A 14,293-nucleotide genomic window follows, 5' to 3' on the forward strand; every position below is an offset into this window, starting at 1 on the left:
TTATTAGCGATATTAATAGCCAAGATGATACATAAAAAGACCCCTTTATATTTTCTAAAATACTTAGAGGATTATCTTTTAGATAGTACCAGCAAACACCATCAATATTCAAAGTTATTCTACCATGTTTAAGTTTTTTTAGCAATAAATATGATAACAAATAAATAATTGTTTAAATTATTACTTATATAGTGACTTTATCTTTATAAAACAAATATTTTTATTGATATTTTATCTTATTTCATACAAATAAAGTCCTTATCCTGATATTGTATAAAATGAAATCTTATTTCTATATTTTATGTGTTATTATATTGTTTCATCTGGTAATAATATTTAAATTTACATTATATAAGTATTTATAGCTATATTATATCTATTGTCGATAAAATATAAACTTTATCTTACTTTATATATAATATGGAATTTTAAAATTTAATATATAGATAAAAATAAAAATTCCTCTCTTAAAACTTAAAAGAGGAATTTTTATCATCCACAATTAACATGCATAATTATAATACCATGTTTTCAAATATTTTGCAAGCACTTTTTATTTTGAACCGTCAAATCTCTTATAAATCTTTCGCTTTTTATTTTATTTTTTTAAATCTCATTAAATAATATTTTTATTTGATGAGTTTTTAAACAAACATCCGAATATAACGTACAGTTTTTCACATTCATCTTTCAATTGAATATTTTATGTTTTCGTTATTTTTATAACCTAAATATTATATTTACGGCCGTTTTATAAGCTTTTATTAACATTTTTTAAGAATCTATACACTTATCTATGCATCTACCATTAATACCTCTAGAAAAAATCGTTCGGATTTTATCCCATAACCTCAACAATTTCAATAATAGAATACAAAACTTTCTCTAAATTTTTTTAATTATTTTTTCTACTAAATCATAAAAGAAAAAACGAATGAAGCCACATCGATTCTTTAGAATCAATAACTAAAGACAAAAAAACGAGCACTTTCGCACTCGTTCTCTGATATAAACTACTGATTAAAGTGAGTTTACGTCAACTTTGATACCAACACCTTGAGTAGTTGTGATAGTCAAGTTTGTTACGTAAGTTCCTTTAGCTGTAGCTGGTTTTGCTTTTTGGATTGTTTCGTTGAAAGCTTTGAAGTTTTCAACCAATTTTTCAGCTTCAAATGATACTTTACCGATGATTGCTTGAACGTTACCTGCACGGTCAGCACGGTAAGTGATTTTACCACCTTTAGACTCTTCAACCGCTTTAGCAACATCCATTGTTACAGTACCAGTTTTAGGGTTTGGCATCAAGTTACGTGGTCCAAGGACACGTCCAAGACGTCCAACAAGAGCCATCATGTCAGGTGTAGCGATAACTACGTCGAAGTCCAACCAACCGTCGTTGATTTTAGCAACAAGGTCATCTTCACCAACAAAGTCTGCACCAGCAGCTTTTGCTTCTTCAGCTTTTGCACCACGCGCGAAAACAAGAACGCGTGAAGTTTTACCAGTACCGTTTGGCAATACCATTGCTCCACGGATTTGTTGGTCAGCTTTTTTAACGTCGATGTTCAAGTTGTAAGCAACTTCTACAGTTGCGTCAAATTTTGCAAAGTTAGTTTCTTTTGCAAGTGCTACAGCTTCTTCTACGCTGTATGCTTTTGTGCTGTCGATTTTCTCAAGAGCAGCACGAAGTTGTTTGCTTTTTTTAGCCATTTTCTATTCTCCTTGTAAGTGGTTCAATCGATTTTCATCTCCCACGTCACTTCTCGAAATGATGAAGTCTTGCGGGTTATATTGGGGGTGTTATTGATTAGTCAACAACAGTGAATCCCATAGAACGAGCAGTACCTTCGATCATACGCATTGCAGACTCTACGTTTGCTGCGTTCAAATCTGGCATCTTAGTTTCTGCAATTTCTTGTACTTGTGCACGAGTAACTGTAGCAACTTTAGTTTTGTTAGGTGTACCTGATCCTTTTTCAACACCTGCAGCTTTTTTCAAAAGAACAGCAGCTGGTGGTGTTTTAGTGATGAAAGTAAATGATTTATCTTCGTAAACTGAGATAACAACTGGAATGATCATACCAGCTTGGTCAGCTGTACGAGCGTTGAACTCTTTTGTGAATCCCATGATGTTGATACCAGCTTGACCAAGAGCAGGTCCAACCGGTGGAGCTGGTGTAGCTTTACCAGCAGGGATTTGCAATTTTACAAGTTTTTCGACTTTTTTAGCCATTTTTAAATCCTCCTTTGTGGTTTTGGCGGTAATTAAAGATTTTTACCTCCCACAAGCATGCTTTACACATACTCATCTATTATACACTATTTATCTAGAATTGCAAGAGAAAAGTTTATTTTTTATACTCAATGAAAATCAAAAAGCAAACTAGGAAGCTAGCCGCAGGCTGTACTTGAGTACGGCAAGGCGACGCTGACGTGGTTTGAAGAGATTTTCGAAGAGTATTAATCGACGTAATCTCCGCCTTCAAAGCCGTAGTATTCTTCCAAACTGAGACCACTGGCAGCTATTTCTTTGGCTTCTTTTCCGACATAACGAAGGTGCCATTCTTCAGCCATATAGCCTGTTTCTTTTTCTTTACCTTTGAGATAACGGACAACAAAGCCATAATCAGCCGCATGGTCCAAGAGCCATTGGGCTGCTTTTTCTTCTGTTACCAAATCACCATCAGTTCCAATAACATCAAATGCCAAACCAGTTTGGTGTTCACTATAGCCAGGTCGGGCAGAATAGCGGTCAGCTGCTGCCTTCCCATCTTGGTTGACATAATCTTGATAGAGCTTGGTCTGAGTTTCATAACTTCTAAAACCACTATAATGATCACTAATTGGGAAACCTGCCTCTTGCATAGCTTTAATGAGTTTGACCAACTCAGCCTTGGCTGTTGGATTTTCCCCTGGATTATAGTCTTTCGACAAAGGATAATGTTTATTTGCTACGATGATTTCATCGTATTTCCCTTGGATGCTGTAGTAGTCTCCTTTATTAACCACTTCTGCTTTTTTCTGGGCAGCTCCTTGAGACTTACTTCCGACTGTTCCATCAGCTTTAGCTGTTTGTTCTGTCTTAGCTGCGCCATCTTCATTTTTTGCTTTTTCTTGTGAACAAGCTGCTAGACTCAAGGCTAGCAAGGCTGTCAAGACTAGGTATCTTTTTTTCATTTCTACTCCTTTATTTCTAATAGTTTATCTACTTCTGACGATAAACGTTTGACTAATTGTTTAATCTCATCCGATTTTGCTTGGCAGGTTTCTGCTATCATTTCTTCAAAGGGAACCCACCAGACTGGTCCACGTCCATTGAGACCGTGACCATTCATATCACCTGTTCGTCTAGGAAAAAGATGCCAGTGGAGATGGGCATCACCATTTCCTAGCAGTTCGATATTCATTTTCTCAGCAGTAAAGGTCTTGGCAACTGCCTCTTGCACCAAACTCATTTCCTCTAGAAAACGGAGTCTTGTCTCCTTTTTCAAATGGTGCAATTCGGTGACATGTTCCTTGGCTAGAAAGAGACTATAGCCTGCAAAATACTGGTGGTCACCGATCACAAGATAGCCTGTTTCCAACTCTTTGACAAAATAGGGATTTTCTCCCTTCTTGATGAGCTCAATTCTCTGGCAAATAAGGCACATATTAGTCTACCAACGCGCTCTTAAGATAAGCATCAACCATTCGTTCCGTTGCGACCACCGAGTCAATATGAGTACGCTCATAAGAATGACTAGACTCGATACCAGCACCGAGAAGGGCGTGTTTGACTTCTGCCCCTGCAGACATAGCTGCTGATGCGTCCGAACCATAAAATGGATAGATATCCAGCTTAAATGGAATATCTTGTTCTTTAGCCAAGGCAACCAAGTGTTGACGGAAGTCATAGTGATAAGGACCTGAAGCATCCTTGACACAAATGGATACTGTGTACTCATCTGTCTGCTGGTCATCTCCCATAGCTCCCATATCCACAGCCAGATATTCTACTACCTGAGCAGGGATATTAGAGTTAGCACCGTGCCCCACTTCTTCAAAGACTGAAAAAGCAAAATGAGTTGTTACTGGCAATTCAATCTTCTCTTCCTTATAAACACGAAGCAGGTTAAGCAAAATCGCTGCGCTGACCTTATCGTCCAAATGACGAGACTTGATAAAACCTGTCTCTGTCACGACGGTTCGTGGATCAAAGCTGATGAAATCACCAACTTCAATCCCCAAGGCACGAGTTTCTTTTTCATTGGTTACTTTTGCATCCAAACGCACTTCCATATTGTCTTGCGTGCGTTCTGCAGTTCCTGCATCCTTATAAACATGGCAAGAAGTTTGGTGGATAAGGATGGTTCCTGATACCTTTTGACCTGTGCTAGCCACATGAACGGTACAGTTTTCACCTTCAATCATGTTCCAAGGAAAGCCACCGATACGATCCAGTTTGAGACGGCCGTCTGGTTTAACAGCACGGACAATAGCACCCAGCGTATCTACATGGGCAGTCACATAGCGATGCTCTTCATCATTTTGACCTTTGATGGTCACATTGACACCGCCCTTAGCTGTGCGAACCGGCTGGTAACCAAAACCTTCTAGAGTATTGACTAAATAGTCCGAAATCTCCCGAGTGAAGCCCGTTGGCGACGCAATGGCTGTCAGTTCTTTGATATATTCTACTGTTTGATTCATTTCTTCACCTCTTTTGCTACCTATTATAACACATTTATCATCGGATAAAAAAAGAAAATCACTCTTGTAGACTTGGCTACAAAAGTGATTTTATACTCAATGAAAATCAAAGAGCAAACTAGGAAACTAGCCGCAGGCTGTACTTGAGTACGACAAGGCGACGTTGACGCGGTTTGAATTTGATTTTCGAAGAGTATTAGTGATTATTCCATTTCAAAAATATCACTTTCTTGCTTGTTTGGTAGAACCAATGAGAGCAAGATTCCGACAATGGCTGGTACCAACCATGGGAGAGATGCCTTGGCAAAAGGAAGAGCGTTGACAAGATTCGCAAGAAACTCAACCTTAAATGAGCTTCCTAATACGCTTGCAATGGCAATGGCTGTAACAACAGCAATTGTCAACTGCATACCTGGTTTTGAAAGAGCCACAAATTTGTTGACAATGACAATCATAACGATAGCAATCGTGATTGGGTACAAGATAACCAGTACAGGGATTGAGTACTTGATAATCGCATCAAGACCCAAATTGGCAATGGCAAATCCAATCAAGGTAAAGGCTGTCGCATAAACCTTGTAGCTGATTTGTGGGAAGCGCTCATTAAAGAACTCAGCTGTTGACACAATCAAACCAACTGTTGTTGTGAAGCAGGTTACAGTAACCATAGCTGCAAGGAAGAGTTGAGCTGTTGAGCCAAAAATTTCTTGAGTGGCTTGTGACAAGATGTAAACACCTGGTGTTCCACCCTTCATCGCTTCAGCTGGTACTGGGAAATGATTTCCAAGGAAACCTAAACCGATGTATAGAGCGCTGAAGGCAAGGGCAACAACGATACCAACCACCCAAATAGTTGAAATGTATTCTTTCTTACTTGAGAAGCCAAGTTGTTTCAAGGTTTGAACTGCGATTACACTGAAGGCAACTGAGGCAAGAGCATCCAAGGTATTATAACCTTCTAGGAAACCTGTACCAAAAGCAGAAGCTTGATAAGCAGCTGAAGCAGCTTGAGGACTTGTGCCACCGTATTTGATAGCTCCTAGGACAACCAAGATAACAATCAAAATCGCAAAGACTGGTGTTAAAATACGACCAATACGGTCTAAGATTTTTGATGGATTAAGCGAAATCAAATAGGCTGCCACAAAATAAAGAACCGTAAAGACAATCAAACCAAGACCTTTATTTGCATCCGACAAAAGGGGGCTAATCCCTACTTCGTAAGCTGTTGTAGCAGTACGTGGGATAGCAAAGAATGGACCGATTGACAAGTAAAGAACTGAGAGGTAAAGAGTCGCAAACCAAGGCGCTATCTTTGTTGAAATCTCGTAGATATATCCTTTAGGATTGAGCGTTCCAATAATCAGAGTCAAGACGGCGATACCGACGCCTGAAAAGACAAAACCTGCGATGGCAGGAAGAAAATGTTCTCCAGATAGAGCACCTAGAGAAGGCGGAAAAATCAAGTTCCCCGCACCAAAAAATATTCCAAACAGGAGTAAACCTGTTAGGGCACCTTTTTTAGCCATGAAAATCTCCTTCATATTTATAAAATACTGACCTAGTATATCATGAATAGGAGTATGAAAAAAGTATCACGAAGTAAATATTGAATGTTTTCAAGATTCTCAAAAATGAGAATTGTCTAAAAATAAAATTCTCCTACCCATTCCACACCAAGTAGGAGAAATTCTAATGTTTACAGTTCTTCAAAGGCCATCATGCCACCTTGGACATTGATAACCTCATAACCTTGTTCTGATAAGAATTGGCAAGCACGCGCCGATCTCATTCCAGATTTACAAATAACATAATGTAACTGTTCCTTGTCCAATTGATCATAAGTATCAGCTAATTGACTCAGAGGAAGATTCTGAGCACCTTCTAAATGAAGAGCTTCAAACTCATCCACTTCTCTCACGTCCACTAGAGAAAGTTGGTCGTTTTGGTAAAGCTGGTAAAATGCGTCAAAGGTTATTTCTTTCATTCTTTTTCTCCTAATACTCTTCGAAAATCTCTTCAAACCACGTCAGCGTCGCCTTACCGTACTCAAGTACAGCCTGCGGCTAGCTTCCTAGTTTGCTCTTTGATTTTCATTGACTATAAAATGGTTTTAATTCTTTTTTTCAAATCTGGCACCACTTCTGACTCAAACCAAGGATTTTTGGCCATCCAGATTTGATTTCGCGGTGAGGGGTGAACTAGTGGAAAATAGGTTGGCAAGTAGTTCTGGTAATGTTTTACTCGTTCTGTTACCTTGCCACTGATTTTCTCTTGTAAATAGTAGGCTTGGGCATACTGGCCAATCAAAAGGGTCAACTGAATATCGGGCAATTCTTGCAAGATCTGCGGATGCCATTTTTCTGCAAAGCCAGTTCTCGGTGGCAGGTCACCTGACTTGCCATGCCCTGGAAAGTAGAAATCCATAGGCAAAACAGCAAAATAGCCTGAATTGTAAAAGGTATCTTCATCCACACCGAGCCAGTCCCGCAAACGATCGCCACTTTTGTCCTTCCAGTAAAGGCCTGCTTCTTGGGTTTTAAGACCAGGCGCTTGACCGATGATATTGATGCAAGCAGTCTTTGGCGCTGCAAAGAGAGGCTCAATGCCACGCTTTGTATAGGTAGCATTCTGCGGATCTGCCATAATAGCCTGCTTGATTCTTTCAATTTGAGACATCTACTTTCCCTCCAAAAAGAAGTCTAAGCATACAATCTCAGACTTCTATCGTTTTATTTGATCAATTCGTAAATAGCTTCGGCATAGATTGCTGCTGCTCGGAAAAGATCATCCAAGGCGATAAATTCATTGGCTTGGTGCATGGTATCAATCGAGTCTGGGAACATAGCACCGTAGGCAACTCCGCGTTCGAGCAAACGACCAAAGGTTCCACCACCGATGACTTGCTCGTGACCTTTAAGACCAGTTTGTTTTTCATAAACATTCAACAAGGTTTGCACAAGTGGATCTTCCATTGGCACATAGTGAGGGGTGTGACCGTGCTCAGAAAGGCTAACAGAAGCAACTGGCAATTTTTCAAGGATTGACTTGATTTGCTCTGGACTTGTTCCTTTTGGATAACGGATATTAAGGGCAATGGTATTATCAGCGCTTGTTTCATCGAAGCGGAAGACGCCTGCATTCATAGAAAGAGCACCCATCTTTTCATCCACATGATCAATCTTGAGATTTTCACCCTCATGGTCGTTCAAGAGAATTTTACCAGCGATGTCAAGGTAATCTTTGGCTGGACCAGCAAAGTCGAACTGACTAAGGAAGAGGGCAAGGTAAGTTGCACCATTGACACCTGAAGCAGGCATAGCACCATGAGCTGATTTACCAATTACAGTCACCTTATACTGACCGTTTTCTTCTTGGAATTCTCCTCTGAGTTTGTGTTCTGCAACAAAGGCATCTAGTTTAGCTTGCAAGTCAGCCAAATCACCTGAAACGACTGCTGTTGCTGATTCAGGCACCATGTTTTCACGTAAACCACCTGTAAAGCTGTGAAGACGGGCTACACCTGTATTTTCTCCTGCAAAGTGGAGGTATTCAGTAATATTTCCTTTTTCACCGTTGATGATAGGGAACTCAGCGTCTGGAGAGAAACCAAAGTCTGGCTTGGCAAGTCCTACGTGCTCAAAGTAGTAGTCCATATCTGCCCAGCCTGATTCTTCGTCTGTTCCGACGATGAAGCGGACTTTCTTAGACGTTGGAAGGCCTAGTTCTTTGATGATTTTCAAGCCATAGTAACAAGCTGTTGTAGGACCCTTGTCGTCCGAAGCCCCACGCGCATAAAGGCAACCGTCCTTGATAGTTGGTGTGTAAGGGTCTGTGTCCCAACCGCTACCAGCTGGAACCACATCCATGTGGGCAAAGATTCCGAGAACTTCTTCTCCTTCACCAAACTCAAAATGTCCTGCATAATTGTCGACATTCTTAGTTGGATAGCCATCACGGTCTGCAATTTCAAGGAATTTTTCCAAGGCTTTTACTGGACCAGGTCCAAATGGATGCTCAGCATCAGCCTTGCTGTCATCACGTTCTGAGTTGATTTCCAAAAGGCTAAATAAGTCAGCCAAGAGGGCTTCTTTGCGTTTTTCTACTTCTGCTGTAAAATCAATTGCTGTCATTTTTTTCTTCTTTCTATCTTTTCTCGATGATTTCATCTACTGGCAAGCGGTAGCTTGGTTCCAATTTTTCGTCTGTGTAACCTACTGTAATCAAAAGTTCTGGGCGGAAACGGTCTTCGACGTCCAAAACTTCATTAACTTTTGATTTATCAAATCCAAGAATCAGATTTGATCCAATTCCTTGGTCTGTCAATGCAAGAACCAAGTTCATAGCAACCAAACCTGCATTGAGGGCTAGGTAGTCACTGACCTGTTGTTCATTGTAACGGGCAAATTCAGCTGGCAAATTTTTCATGAAGTATTGAAGTTGCTCTTCAGAAAAGTTATTAGCACCACCAACTCGGGCAATCTTACGAGCACGTTTAGCAAGATCTGTATCTGTAAACAAGGCAATGGTTACAGGCGCTGATGATACCTGTTCAAAGTTCGAACCGTAAGCCAATTTTGCCAATTCAGCATTTTTCTCACGTACCACCACAAATTTCCAAGGCTGGCTATTGTGGGCACTTGGTGCCAAGGTTGCAATTTCGATAGCCGTACGCACATCTTTAGGATCCACCGGCTTATCAGTGAAATGCTTGGTCGCATGACGTTTTTTATTTAATTCAAGAAATTTCATAATCGATTTCCTTTTCTAATTCTACTGCTTCCATTCTACCATAATTTGAAAGAGCTTGCAGAGATTTTTCATAGAAACAAACTGGAACAAGGATAAGCAACCGAATGAAGAAAACCATTTAAATCAGGAATCCCATCATCCAGTTCCAATTAATTTTCAGTTACTTAAAGAAACTAGTCTATCTTATATTCTGACTTTATAGCCTCCAAGAAATTCTTCACATCCTCTACATACCCATGCTTTTCTATTAAGCTGGCTAAGAGTTCCAGATTGTGCCCCTGATAGTTGTCTTCTCTTCGTAGCTCTTCATACATTTCGATAAAGGGAAGTCCCTTGGACTTGGCCAGTTCTAACTCCGCTTCATAATCATAAGCGACTTTACGAAATAGGATATTTACCAATTCCCCATCTTCAACTTCTATCACGGCATACTGGGCACGGTGATTTTTTAACGCCTCCCAATTAAAATAGGGCATGCCAATCGACCCTGGATTGATGATTTGTTGCCCTTGACTTCCATAACGAAGCAACTGCTTGTGAACATGACCATAAACTGCCACGTCCGTTTCCGCATCTAGCAGTTGGTCAAATTTATCTGTATCATTCCCAACCAGTAGGTCCCCACCATAGTTCTTATTTGGCAAATTATGAGAGATAGAAAAGCGCAATCCGTCAATTTCTTTCTTTTCCAGCAAAGGCAAGCTTCGTAGCCAGACAATCGTTGCAGGATCCATTCGCTCCATCAAAAACTGAGTCATTCGCATTGACTGGATTTCTTGTGGATCTTCCAAACCGTATTCACCATCCAAGGCCTCAAGGACACAATCATCCCAATTGCCTCGAACACTGGCTGTGATAGGAAGGTCCTTTAGCAGGGCTACCAAGTCACTTGCACCTGGACCGGGAAGAAAAATATCTCCCAGAAGCCAGTATTCACTGACTCCTTGATTTTTAGCATCTGCAATCACTGCTTCTAAAGCTGTCGTATTTCCATGAATATCTGATAAAATTGCGATTTTATAATTCATTGTGTTCTCCTTCTGTTTGATAATCTACTTGTTCTTCCGCAACTTGAGCTAAGGCTTCTGCTTCCTGCGGGTTCAACTTCCTCTGCACAGCCTCTGCTACTGCTCTTGGTACTCCAACTTCGACAATCTCATCCACACTGGCTTCCTTGATTTTGGTCAGAGACTTGAAATGCTTCATAAGATTTTGCTTGCGTTTAGGTCCCAGCCCTTCAATTCCATCCAATTGTGATGAAAAGGAGTTCTTAGAGCGCAGTTGGCGATGGAAAGTGATAGCAAAGCGGTGCACCTCATCTTGGATGCGTTGGAGAAGGAAAAATTCCTGAGAATTGCGAGACAACTCCACCACCTCAAGCGGATCTCCAAAGAGCAATTCATGGGTTTGGTGCTTGTCATTCTTTTGCAGACCTGCAATGGGGATATCCAAGCCCAGTTCTTCTTGGATGACTTGCTTGGCAATATTGACTTGACCTTGTCCCCCATCAATGACAATCAAATCTGGAGGAGTCAAACCGTCACGCTGTACTCGACCATAGCGCCTGCGAATGACTTCTCTCATACTGGCATAGTCGTCTGGCCCGACTACGGTCTTGATTTTATACTTACGGTAATCTTTCTTACTTGGTTTGCCGTTGACAAAGACCACCATGGCTGAAACAGGACTGGTCCCCATGATGTTGGAGTTATCGAAGGACTCAATGCGAACCGGGGTCGGGATTTGGAGCAAGCGTCCTAGATTTTCAATAGCTCCTTGTGTCTTTTCGACAGATTTCTCTAGCAGGTTGAATTTCTGCTCTAGACTGACTCGAGCATTCTTTATAGCCAAATTGACCAGTTGCTTTTTCTCTCCACGCTGGGGTTTGACAATCTTGGTGTCTACCAAAGCCTTGACAGCTTCTTCGTCAATATCCTGCGGAATCAGCACCTCATTGGGAACTAGATGAGATTTTTCTTGATAGAATTGTCCTACATAGGTTAGAAAGTCCTCATCCGGATCATTGTAATAGGGAAAGAGATTGACATCCCGCTCAATGAGTTTTCCCTGACGGACAAAGAAAACCTGGACACACATCCAGCCCTTGTCCACATAGTAGCCAAAGACATCCCGATTTTGGAGATCCTTGGCCATAACCCGTTGCTTGGTTCGAAGCGTTCCAATGGCCTGAATTAGGTCACGGTATTCCGCCGCACGTTCAAATTCCATAGTCTGAGCTGCCGCTGCCATTTTTCCCTTTAGGTCATCAATGATTTTGTTATCCTGCCCTTTCAGAAAATCAGAAACCTCCTGAGCCATGGACTTGAAATAAGCCTCATCTTTATTACATATGGTGTGGGCCATACACTGGCCGATATGGTAATAAAAGCAAACCTTAGACGGTGGATTGGTACACTTGCGAAAAGGGAAAATCCGATCCAACAACCGCTTGATTTCATTGGCTGCTCCCACATCTGGATAAGGTCCAAAGTAGAGACCTCCGTCCTTTTTGACCTGTCGGGTGATAATCAAGCGAGGATAGCGCTCATTGGTGATTTTGATGAAAGGATAGGACTTATCATCCTTGAGCATGATATTGTACTTGGGCTTGTTTTCCTTGATCAGGTTGATTTCTAGGAGAAGTGCCTCAATATTAGACTCAGTAACGATAAATTCAAAATCTACAATTTCAGACACCAAGGCCTCTGTTTTGGTATCATGACTTCCACGGAAATAAGACCTCACGCGATTACGCAGATTTTTAGCCTTTCCTACATAGATAATGGTACCGTTTTTATCCTTGTGAATGTAGCAACCAGGGCTGGTCGGCAAGAGTTCTAGTTTTGATTTAATCAAGTTATTCATAGTTCCATTATAGCAAAAAAGTAGGGAAAGATTGTTCCCTACTCACTAGTCTCATATATTTTTCGAAGGTTTGCAACATCCACTTCCTGGATACCATAAAAGGAACCCGCAGGTTGCATGACAGACTTTTCATCTGTATGGTCCAAGCCAATCGCATGACCCAACTCATGTTCTGCCATATGGACAATGCGCTCATAGGAATAGCCATAGTTAGGATTGGACAGATAATAGTGATTCAACCGTACCGTGACAGACAAGAATTGCCCCGTCAAGAGATTGGTCTGACTTTCTGCCTCTCCTGCCACAGGAGTACCTCCGTCATTCATCTCCGTAGCCAAGATATCTGCCTTGCTGGCCTCAGTCACGATTTCAAAATTAAAAGCACCCGTTTGATTCCAATTCTGAATCGCTTCTACATAAGCTTCTTGAAAGCGTGAATCCATCTGCGGATCTAGGTAAATACGAGCAGAAGCCTGCGGCCACCTTCCTTCAGAGTGTTGGTGGCTATCTGTCTGGTTCAACTTAGGCAGTTGCCCTGTTTTTTCCCATTGGTCGATACTTTGTTGACCAATTTTTACTGACCGCTCTGCTTGCTTTAGCGCTCCTTGAAAATCACCGTTCAGATACCAGAGAAGACCGAAAGCAAGAGCACATAAGAGCACGACTATCCAAACCAGGCGCCAAAACAAACGCCACACAAAAGAAAAGAAAGCCCCTATCAAACGAAAAATCCAGCGCATGTCCCTCCACCTTTCTAGCAAATGAAGACTATTTTACTAAAACAAGCTGAAAGAAAGCTAAAGACCGATTTTCTTATCTTAGCGTCCTAATATTTTTTTAAGTAACTGAATAGCTTTATATTTTATGGGAGATGGATAATAACGGAAAGTTCCTGCTTTACGTACAATATAACCATTAAAATTTTGTTTAAAACGTAAAACACCATCACTACCATCAAAAATCCCTTGAATACCTAGGAAGTTGTATTGATGGATATTTCGTTGCATTGTCTGCTTCATCGCATGATATTGAAGTAAAAATGGAGCTGAGAACTTCTGATACTCTGCGTACGACCCCCCAAATAAGTAGGTTGCCTCTGTATTTGTGTAGATTATTAAAGCACAAGCTAGAGCAACATTGCTAGACTCACTATCCAAACTAGTTAGAAAATCTTTTTTCTTTTGCAAAGCTTGGTATTGCTGGTGAAATTGTTTCGACTTCTTGTCAAGACTAGCCATCTTCACATTTAAAGCATCTATAGACTGTTGCGGATTGACTTCAGCAATTAGAAAATCCGCCCTATCTCCAAACATATCATACAATTTAATGTAATAATCTAAATTCTTATCCTCAAAACCTTGTCTTTTACCTGTTTCTTCGATAATTTTTTTGAATATTGGAATTTCTTCCCGTTCTGCATTTCGAACAAGAAGATTAAAATCAAAAGCTGATTGAATGTTGCGAATACTATTTTTATTAAAAGATTTCAATAAGGAAACAGCATCATAATCTTGCAAATCTTTGATGTAATGCCAGCTGACTTCTCCATTAGGATACCCTGTCGTCAATCCATCAAATTGATAACCTAAATCAGTTAAACCTTGAATAATACTTTTTTTCTCAGCATCTATTGGATTACCTTGGCTATCAAAAGTTTGATAAGTTTCATAAGGTTTTACAAGCAACTCTAATACACCATTTTGCTTGGCATATTCTTTTAACTCCGCATAAAAAACTGGAAGAGCATCTTGTTGGGTATAAATCGGCCCCGAATTGAGCTCCATATGCAGACCACCCAGCATGGGCAAGCTATAAACCAGAGCTGCAACTTGAATTTCTCCTTCTTGTTTCAAAGCTAGATAAACAATTCGAGCTCCTCTTTTTTCTAACAAGTCCCCCATCTGGACCGATTGCATAAAGGAACGAGAAGAAACCTGATCAGAATAAGCCTGAAACTCTTCTTTCGTGAGTGTAATTAGTGCCATAT

14 protein-coding genes are annotated in these 14,293 nt (G+C 40.5%); all 14 read right to left on the bottom strand.

Going from position 1 to position 14,293, the window contains the following annotated elements; genetic code table 11:
• Positions 1 to 1,020: 1,020 nt before the first annotated feature.
• The 14 genes from rplA to ACLNCV_RS01810 all read right to left on the bottom strand — a co-directional run bounded on the left by rplA (position 1,021) and on the right by ACLNCV_RS01810 (position 14,291).
• The gene (rplA, locus tag ACLNCV_RS01745) at positions 1,021 to 1,710 is read right to left on the bottom strand and encodes a 50S ribosomal protein L1 (protein ID WP_001085675.1); all 690 of its coding nucleotides are present in this window, start codon (positions 1,708 to 1,710) and stop codon (positions 1,021 to 1,023) included.
• Positions 1,711 to 1,807: 97 nt separating this feature from the next.
• Positions 1,808 to 2,233, bottom strand: coding sequence for a 50S ribosomal protein L11 (gene rplK, locus ACLNCV_RS01750; protein WP_001085807.1), 426 nt, complete (start codon positions 2,231 to 2,233; stop codon positions 1,808 to 1,810).
• 227 nt (positions 2,234 to 2,460) lie between these two features.
• A complete protein-coding gene (gene ldcB, locus ACLNCV_RS01755) occupies positions 2,461 to 3,177 on the bottom strand; it encodes an LD-carboxypeptidase LdcB/DacB (protein WP_057525514.1) in 717 nt (238 codons plus the stop codon).
• A 2-nt stretch (positions 3,178 to 3,179) separates the two neighbouring features.
• Positions 3,180 to 3,650, bottom strand: coding sequence for an HIT family protein (locus ACLNCV_RS01760; RefSeq protein WP_261100271.1), 471 nt, complete (start codon positions 3,648 to 3,650; stop codon positions 3,180 to 3,182).
• 1 nt (position 3,651) lies between these two features.
• Complete coding sequence (locus tag ACLNCV_RS01765; RefSeq protein ID WP_049544829.1) at positions 3,652 to 4,689, bottom strand: M42 family metallopeptidase; 1,038 nt, start codon at positions 4,687 to 4,689, stop codon at positions 3,652 to 3,654.
• A 203-nt stretch (positions 4,690 to 4,892) separates the two neighbouring features.
• Positions 4,893 to 6,218: a branched-chain amino acid transport system II carrier protein gene (brnQ, locus tag ACLNCV_RS01770; protein WP_424844806.1), complete on the bottom strand. Its 1,326-nt coding sequence runs from the start codon at positions 6,216 to 6,218 to the stop codon at positions 4,893 to 4,895.
• A gap of 170 nt (positions 6,219 to 6,388) precedes the next feature.
• Positions 6,389 to 6,676 carry a rhodanese-like domain-containing protein gene (locus ACLNCV_RS01775; RefSeq protein ID WP_290111639.1) on the bottom strand — a complete coding sequence of 96 codons (288 nt, stop codon included), beginning with the start codon at positions 6,674 to 6,676 and terminating at the stop codon, positions 6,389 to 6,391.
• Between the two features lie 113 nt (positions 6,677 to 6,789).
• On the bottom strand, positions 6,790 to 7,368 hold the full coding sequence (locus ACLNCV_RS01780) for a uracil-DNA glycosylase family protein (RefSeq protein WP_424844807.1): 579 nt from the start codon (positions 7,366 to 7,368) through the stop codon (positions 6,790 to 6,792).
• A 53-nt stretch (positions 7,369 to 7,421) separates the two neighbouring features.
• A complete protein-coding gene (pepV, locus tag ACLNCV_RS01785) occupies positions 7,422 to 8,822 on the bottom strand; it encodes a dipeptidase PepV (RefSeq protein ID WP_424844808.1) in 1,401 nt (466 codons plus the stop codon).
• A 13-nt stretch (positions 8,823 to 8,835) separates the two neighbouring features.
• Positions 8,836 to 9,441: a nitroreductase family protein gene (locus ACLNCV_RS01790; protein ID WP_000670165.1), complete on the bottom strand. Its 606-nt coding sequence runs from the start codon at positions 9,439 to 9,441 to the stop codon at positions 8,836 to 8,838.
• A 173-nt stretch (positions 9,442 to 9,614) separates the two neighbouring features.
• Positions 9,615 to 10,469, bottom strand: a complete 855-nt coding sequence (locus tag ACLNCV_RS01795; protein ID WP_424844809.1) for a metallophosphoesterase family protein — start codon at positions 10,467 to 10,469, stop codon at positions 9,615 to 9,617.
• Entirely contained in the window at positions 10,459 to 12,306 is a 1,848-nt protein-coding gene (gene uvrC, locus ACLNCV_RS01800) for an excinuclease ABC subunit UvrC (protein ID WP_261126671.1), read from the bottom strand. The genes ACLNCV_RS01795 and uvrC overlap by 11 nt, the downstream gene beginning before the upstream one ends.
• Before the next feature lie 38 nt (positions 12,307 to 12,344).
• A complete protein-coding gene (locus ACLNCV_RS01805; RefSeq protein WP_424844810.1) occupies positions 12,345 to 13,046 on the bottom strand; it encodes a M57 family metalloprotease in 702 nt (233 codons plus the stop codon).
• A 78-nt stretch (positions 13,047 to 13,124) separates the two neighbouring features.
• Positions 13,125 to 14,291 carry an aminoacyltransferase gene (locus ACLNCV_RS01810; protein WP_265476170.1) on the bottom strand — a complete coding sequence of 389 codons (1,167 nt, stop codon included), beginning with the start codon at positions 14,289 to 14,291 and terminating at the stop codon, positions 13,125 to 13,127.
• Between the last annotated feature and the right edge of the window lie 2 nt (positions 14,292 to 14,293).

Origin of the sequence: Streptococcus sp. CL5.50 (genome assembly GCF_049738015.1) — a bacterium.
GTDB lineage: Bacteria > Bacillota > Bacilli > Lactobacillales > Streptococcaceae > Streptococcus > Streptococcus mitis_CA.

What these genes read in the sequence shown, in the direction of transcription:
- rplA (WP_001085675.1), bottom strand. Translation starts at nt 1,710, where the DNA reads ATGGCTAAAAAAAGCAAACAACTTCGTGCTGCTCTTGAGAAAATCGAC.
- rplK (WP_001085807.1), bottom strand. Translation starts at nt 2,233, where the DNA reads ATGGCTAAAAAAGTCGAAAAACTTGTAAAATTGCAAATCCCTGCTGGT.
- ldcB (WP_057525514.1), bottom strand. Translation starts at nt 3,177, where the DNA reads ATGAAAAAAAGATACCTAGTCTTGACAGCCTTGCTAGCCTTGAGTCTA.
- ACLNCV_RS01760 (WP_261100271.1), bottom strand. Translation starts at nt 3,650, where the DNA reads ATGTGCCTTATTTGCCAGAGAATTGAGCTCATCAAGAAGGGAGAAAAT.
- ACLNCV_RS01765 (WP_049544829.1), bottom strand. Translation starts at nt 4,689, where the DNA reads ATGAATCAAACAGTAGAATATATCAAAGAACTGACAGCCATTGCGTCG.
- brnQ (WP_424844806.1), bottom strand. Translation starts at nt 6,218, where the DNA reads ATGGCTAAAAAAGGTGCCCTAACAGGTTTACTCCTGTTTGGAATATTT.
- ACLNCV_RS01775 (WP_290111639.1), bottom strand. Translation starts at nt 6,676, where the DNA reads ATGAAAGAAATAACCTTTGACGCATTTTACCAGCTTTACCAAAACGAC.
- ACLNCV_RS01780 (WP_424844807.1), bottom strand. Translation starts at nt 7,368, where the DNA reads ATGTCTCAAATTGAAAGAATCAAGCAGGCTATTATGGCAGATCCGCAG.
- pepV (WP_424844808.1), bottom strand. Translation starts at nt 8,822, where the DNA reads ATGACAGCAATTGATTTTACAGCAGAAGTAGAAAAACGCAAAGAAGCC.
- ACLNCV_RS01790 (WP_000670165.1), bottom strand. Translation starts at nt 9,441, where the DNA reads ATGAAATTTCTTGAATTAAATAAAAAACGTCATGCGACCAAGCATTTC.
- ACLNCV_RS01795 (WP_424844809.1), bottom strand. Translation starts at nt 10,469, where the DNA reads ATGAATTATAAAATCGCAATTTTATCAGATATTCATGGAAATACGACA.
- uvrC (WP_261126671.1), bottom strand. Translation starts at nt 12,306, where the DNA reads ATGAATAACTTGATTAAATCAAAACTAGAACTCTTGCCGACCAGCCCT.
- ACLNCV_RS01805 (WP_424844810.1), bottom strand. Translation starts at nt 13,046, where the DNA reads ATGCGCTGGATTTTTCGTTTGATAGGGGCTTTCTTTTCTTTTGTGTGG.
- ACLNCV_RS01810 (WP_265476170.1), bottom strand. Translation starts at nt 14,291, where the DNA reads ATGGCACTAATTACACTCACGAAAGAAGAGTTTCAGGCTTATTCTGAT.